Source organism: Fusibacter sp. (assembly GCF_057447755.1).
Genome location: NZ_JBVBZF010000187.1, coordinates 1 through 6834 on the forward strand (window position 1 = coordinate 1; position 6834 = coordinate 6834).

Consider the following 6834-nt stretch of genomic DNA (forward strand, 5'->3'; position numbering starts at 1 on the left):
AAGCGTCTCTCCTTTATTTTTTCAATTACTGGTTCTATGCTTTTGTTACCGTGTCGAGTACCAAGGTAATCATGTCGTTGAAGGTTTTTTCTCTCTCTTCTGCTGTGGTTTCTTCAGCTGTTATTAAAGAGTCACTTACAGTTAAGACACAAAGTGCCTGTGCCTTGTATTTTGCAGCGAGCGTGTAGAGCTCCGCAGCTTCCATTTCAACTGCTAAAATGTTATAATCCATAAATTTTTGATTACGGCTTGAATTATAATCATCATAGAAGCTGTCTTCAGATAAAATATTGCCCACATGTACGTTCAAGCCCACTTCTTTAGCAGTTTGATAAGTATTGTAGAGTAAGTCAAAATCTGAAATTGCAGAAAAATTACAAGTGCCAAATCGACGATTGTTCATGTTTGAAGTTGTCGAGGCACCTTGAGCAAGGATAACATCTCTAATTTTAACTTGTGGCTGCATTGCACCACAAGACCCCACGCGAACCAGTTTTTTGACATCGTAAAATCTTAAAAGCTCATTTACATAAATAGATAAAGAAGGCATTCCCATGCCTGTTCCTTGAACAGAAACTCTTACACCCTTATATGTACCAGTGAAACCGAGCATTCCTCTTACATTATTATAACAAACAGGATTTTCCAAAAATGTTTCAGCAATATACTTTGCTCTTAAAGGATCACCAGGTAATAAGACAACGTCAGCTATATCTCCAATCTTTGCACCAATATGTGTACTCATAACAAGACCTCCATATGTTTTTTTAACGGTTTAATTATATCATAAAAACCATATAAGTAATTATAGAGTTTTAACAAAGAATGTCAAAACTCTATAATATCACTATGCTTCATTTCTAGTATTCAAATTTTCAAATGCAGTTGCTAGCATGAGTTTAATTCGGTTAATCTGGTTGACTTCACTTGCCCCTGGATCATAATCAATGGGTACAATGTTTGATTTTGGATAGCTGTTTTTAAGGGCTTTGATCATACCCTTCCCAGTAATATGGTTTGGCAGACAAGCAAATGGCTGCATACAGACGATATTATCCACACCACTGTGAATGAGTTCAATCATTTCAGCCGTTAAAAACCAGCCTTCACCAGTTTGGTTACAAAGTGACAAATGTGGCTCAGCTAATTTGCCAAGCACTTTAATGTGCTTTGGACTTTCAAAACGCTTACTTTGATTGAGTGCTGTCACAAGGGGTTTTCTATAATACTCAATAAGTGCTATGAAAGCTTCGCTGGTCAGACGCTTTTTCATACTGCCTGATAGATACTTGTTTTTAATCACGCTATTATAAGAAGAATAGGTAAAGAAATCAATTAAGTCTGGCATGACAGCCTCTGCCCCTTCACTCTCAAGAAGGTCAACGATATTGTTGTTGGCCGTTGGGTGGAATTTGACGAGAATTTCTCCCACAAGCCCTACCCTTGGCTTCTTAATATCCAGTAACGGCAGTTCGTCGAAAGCTTTGACAACCCCTTTAATATTTGCAATAAATTCTCTACGAGACCCATTGAGCAATGAATTTTTACAGATTTCTACCCAGTGGTCATAGAGTTTATTTGCAGCGCCTTTTTCAGCTTCATAAGGTCTTGTCTTATAGAGAACTCTCATAAAGAGATCGCCATAAACGATGCTCTGAACCAATTTTTCAAGCAATGGCATGGTCAGTTTGAAGCCAGGATTCTCTTCAAGGCCACCGGCATTTAAACTGATGACAGGTATATGGTCAAGCTTTGAACTTTTAAGTGCATGTCTTATAAAGGCGATATAATTGGTTGCACGACAGCCACCACCTGTTTGAGAGATGATCAAGGCCGTTTTGTCTAAATCATATTTTCCTGAATTTAAAGCCTTCATAAGTTGCCCTACCACGATAATGGATGGATAACAGGCGTCGTTGTTGACATATTTTAGGCCTTCGTCAATCGCAGAAACATCCACAGATGGTAGAACCTCCATATTGTAGCCTTCTGGCTTTACTGCAGCCTGCACAAACTGGAAGTGAATTGGTGACATCTGCGGCACCAAAATAGTATGGGTATCTCGCATTTCTTCAGTAAAGATAACGCGTGATTCTTTGGCTTTTTCAATTACTGGGATAAAGGCCCTCTTATCTCGTTCACCTATGGCTGCAATTAAAGATCTCAATCGTATTCTAACTGCACCGAGGTTATTGATTTCATCAATTTTTAGGACCGTATAAACCTTGCTTTTAGCTTCTAGAATTTCCTTGATTTGATCTGTTGTAACTGCGTCTAGACCACATCCAAAAGAGTTAAGTTGAATGAGCTCAAGGTTAGGCTGTTTTGATACAAATGTTGCCGCAGCGTATAGACGTGTATGGTAAACCCATTGGTCTACAACCCTAAGCGGCCTGTCGATTTGATCTAAATGTGCTACTGAGTCTTCTGATAATACCACAAAGCCATAGGACTCAATTAAATCAGGGATACCATGATTGATCTCTGGGTCAATATGATAAGGTCTACCAGCAAGGACGATTCCCTTCAGGTGTTTATCCCTTATATACTCAAGAGTCTCTTCCCCTTTTTTCATCACATCGAGTTTGTATTGGTCGTGCTCAGCATAGGCCAGGTCCACCGCACTCAAAATTTCACTTTTTGAAATGCCCCAATCAGAAAGTTCTTCCACAAGTCTTTTTTTCATATGCTTCATAGAATCTAGTGGAAGGAAGGGATGATAAAAATTCACCTGTTTGTTTTTTATATGGTCAACATTTGCATTTATGGTCTCAGGATATGAAGTCACAACCGGACAATTATAATGATTACCGGCCTTTTCGTCCTCAACCCTATTGTATGGAATACAAGGATAAAAGATTTTATCCACTTTTTTAAGAATTAAATTTTCAATATGACCATGAACAATTTTGGCAGGATAACATACACTTTCAGATGGTATGGTCTCCATGCCCATTTCATAGATCATTTTAGAGGAACGGTTTGAAAGCTCAACCCTGAATCCCAACTTCGTAAAGAAAGTAAACCAGAATGGGTAATCCTCATAAATGTTTAAAACCCTTGGGATACCAATAGTTCCACGGATTGCTTCATCCTTGGAAAGTGGCTTGTAGTCAAAAACGCGATTGTATTTATACTTGTAGAGGTTTGGTAAAGTCTCTGTTTTCTTTTCTATACCAGCACCGCGTTCACAGCGATTGCCGACGATGAACTGTCTCTCATCAGAAAAAGTGTTTACAGTAAGATGACAGTTGTTACCACATAATTCGCATCGACGTGTGCTAGTGCTTGTACTGAAGGTTTCAAGAAGATCGCTTGTGAGCATTTCTGATTTAACCTCAGCTTCAGCGCGTTCGAGTGAAATAATTGCACAGCCAAAAGCCCCCATAATACCTGCAATATCAGGTCTTACGACTTGTCGTCCTGAAATCTGCTCAAGAACTCTTAAAACGGCATTGTTGTAGAAAGTTCCCCCTTGAACGACTATCTTTTCGCCCAAATCCTCAGGCGATCTCATACGGATAACCTTAAAGAGGGCATTTTTAATAACAGAGGTACAAATTCCAGCAGAAAGATCGCCAACTGTAGCCCCTTCCTTCTGAGCTTGTTTAACTCTGGAATTCATAAACACCGTACATCTGGTCCCTAAATCCACTGGTTTCTTAGAGAAAAGACCAATATTAGCAAAGTCTGAAACGGACATATTTACAGAGCCTGCAAAGGTCTCAATAAATGAACCGCAGCCAGATGAACACGCTTCGTTTAACATAATTGAATCAATAATACCATCATGAACACGGAGGCATTTCATGTCTTGTCCACCGATGTCTAAAATTGTGTCCACACCTGGTAAAAAATAATCTGCAGCCTTATAATGAGCAATGGTCTCTATTTCACCATGGTCAAGTTTTAAAGCGGCTTTTATGAGATTTTCACCATAGCCAGTTACTGTGCTATGGGCAATATAGGTATCTTCAGGCATTAGTGAATACAAGGTTTTTAAGGCTTCTATTGTCGTCCCAAGAGGATTGCCTTCATTTGAGCCATAATGTGAGAATAAGAGCTGTTTTTGGCCATCAACGACTGCAACTTTAGTTGTCGTTGAACCTGCGTCAATCCCTAGATAAAGAGGGCCTTTCGCTTCACTGAGCTGCTTACGGGCAACATGATGTCTAGAATGACGCTCGATGAAGGTATCGTAAGCTTCCTGAGATTCAAACAAGGGTGCAATGCCGTCTTTGGAATCAGGAGATTCGCAATAAATAGAAGGCATACGGTCATAAATGCAATGAACTTCCTGTGAGACTTCCTGATCTGATGAAATCGCAGCACCAAGTGCCACAAAGTATTGTGTATTGTCAAGTTTGACAATATGATCGTCATCTAGATTAAGTGTAATTTCAAATCTTTTTTTAAGTTCAGGCAAGAAAGACAAGGGACCACCAAGAAAAGCAACGTTTCCTCGAATTGGCTTGCCACATGCCAGACCACTAATGGTTTGATTAACAACTGCTTGAAGCACAGAGGCTGCAATATCTTCCTTTGAAGCACCCTCGTTTAAGAGCGGCTGTATATCTGTTTTTGCAAAGACACCACAACGTGATGCTATAGGGTAGATTTCCTTGTGTTGACTTGCAAGATTGTTTAAACCACTTGCGTCTGTTTTGAGTAATGAGGACATCTGATCGATGAAAGATCCTGTACCCCCGGCACATGTACCGTTCATTCTCTGCTCTACCGAATGACCAAAATACATGATTTTGGCATCTTCTCCACCAAGCTCTATTGCGACATCAGTCTGTGGCGCATATTTCTTGATTGCTTTGGAACATGCAACAACTTCTTGAATAAAAGAAACGCCTAAGCTTTCAGCTAAACTCAAACCTGCTGATCCTGTGACCATGACTTTGACTTTTGCATCGGCAAAAACGCTTTTTGCATCTTCAAATAAGTTAAACACTGTACTTTTTATATCTGAAAAATGTCGACGGTAATCTTTGAAAATGATATTTTCATTTTCATCAAGAATTATCATTTTGACCGTTGTCGACCCCACGTCCAAACCAACGTTTAGCTTGTTCATAATAATGACACCTCAATATAAACAAAATAGTAAAAATTGATTACTGACATAAATAATGGCATATAATAACAACATAAAATAATGACATAAAATAACAAATCTAATATATATTATAGACTTTTTTTATGAGAATGCTATTAAAAAGAAGTTAAATAATAAAAAATTAATAAATTTGGAAATTATGTAGAAAAAAAGGTTCAAACTTTAGATAAATACATAGAAATACAAAAAAAATGATTATAATGAGCTTTCTTTTTACTGGTAAAGCGTATTAAAACAGGGTAAAACGCCATCAAAAAGCATAAAATTATGCAAATAATGGCGTTTTTGTCCTTTTATGAAAGATAAAATTCAAAAGAGGCATGAAAATTGCTTGCCTCTAATTGAGGTCTGCATAGATGGATTCTTCAATATCTTCATATTTTAGTGCTATTTTAAAGAAAGCATCCTTATTTTTAATGAAAAGCTGAATCAAATAAGGTGAAAATGAAATACCGCTCTGATCTTCTAAATATTTAATAACCTCTTCAATTGGCCAAGGGTCTTTGTATACTCTACGATGCAATAAAGCGTCATAGACATCGCAAATGCTGGTAATTTGTGCATAAATATGAATTTCGTTACCCTTTAAACCATAAGGATAACCACTACCATCCCACTTTTCATGGTGTTCTTTTGCAATGACAGCAGCCATGTGCATTAATTGTCGCTCTGTATTTTTAAGGAGGTTGTAACCGACAATCGTGTGAAGTTTTATGATTTCAAATTCTTCAACAGTGAGTTTACCAGGCTTGTTGAGTATTGAATCTGGAATACTGATTTTTCCAATATCATGAAGCGGCGAAACCATTTCAATTTCTACTTGAGACTCCACAGATAGGCCGGCAAGTTCGGCCAGCAAACGCGACATTTTGGCAACGCGTATGACGTGGTTAGCAGTTTCCTTCGATCTCGTTTCAATGACTTCTCCAAGAGTTGATATAAATATACGTTGAGTCTCAATAAATTCCTCATTTAATGCATTTAAATCATGTAGATAATCATTAATTTGATTCTTCTCCTTTAATAGGAACATGAGTAAAAGAATAATGATTACAAGAACTGCGGTCACCACAGCCATTACAATTATAAGGTCCCTATTCTTCTCAAAATATGAAATAGGCTTGTTGAGTACAGTTGAATTTGCAGGTATAAAGCTAATATTGTATTTTTGCAGTATTTGGTAATTAAAAACATAGAAGATATTTTCACCAGTTTCATAGTTGATTTTGGATATTTTCTGATGATCAAAATATCTTATAGCGAGCTCTGCTGCCTTACTACCAATGTGTTCGGAAGATAGGACGTAGCCCCCCACGGTATCAGAATCTAAGAAAAATTCCCAAAAAACATATATTGGTAAAGCGGATACAGCTGTTAACTCATCCAGTGCATAATTATAGGTATATGACTCACCATTTGGTCCCTTAAAATAAAGGACATAAAAAAGTAAATCTGTAGGTTTGGCATTTGAAACTAATACTTTTAGTTCTTCAACAGACTTATCCTTAATGACATGAAGGTTATATGCATTAAAAGCACTAAAATCGGCCATGATTTCATCATATATCTTTAAGGTAGTTTCTGTTTGATCCCCAATCACATAGATATCAGTTGGTTTAACTTTGGATTGATTAATGGCAAGTTCCAGTCCCCTTTTATAATCAGGCAATTCTGCAATTAGGTAAAATGGATTTTTATCATAAAATTCA

The 6834-nt window shown here is 37.5% G+C and carries 3 protein-coding genes; all 3 read right to left on the minus strand.

The features are described 5' to 3' along the window. Window positions 1–34: 34 nt before the first annotated feature. Window positions 35–745 (minus strand): purine-nucleoside phosphorylase, encoded by a 711-nt coding sequence (gene deoD / locus AC220I_RS15875; protein WP_486724838.1) that lies wholly within the window; start codon window positions 743–745, stop codon window positions 35–37. A gap of 102 nt (window positions 746–847) precedes the next feature. Then, window positions 848–5083 carry an acyl-CoA dehydratase activase-related protein gene (locus tag AC220I_RS15880; RefSeq protein ID WP_486724839.1) on the minus strand — a complete coding sequence of 1412 codons (4236 nt, stop codon included), beginning with the start codon at window positions 5081–5083 and terminating at the stop codon, window positions 848–850. Window positions 5084–5462: 379 nt separating this feature from the next. Continuing rightward, the coding region (locus AC220I_RS15885) for an HD domain-containing phosphohydrolase (RefSeq protein WP_486724840.1) at window positions 5463–6834 on the minus strand (1372 nt) is incomplete at its 5' end.

What these genes read in the sequence shown, in the direction of transcription:
- deoD (WP_486724838.1), bottom strand. Translation starts at nt 745, where the DNA reads ATGAGTACACATATTGGTGCAAAGATTGGAGATATAGCTGACGTTGTC.
- AC220I_RS15880 (WP_486724839.1), bottom strand. Translation starts at nt 5,083, where the DNA reads ATGAACAAGCTAAACGTTGGTTTGGACGTGGGGTCGACAACGGTCAAA.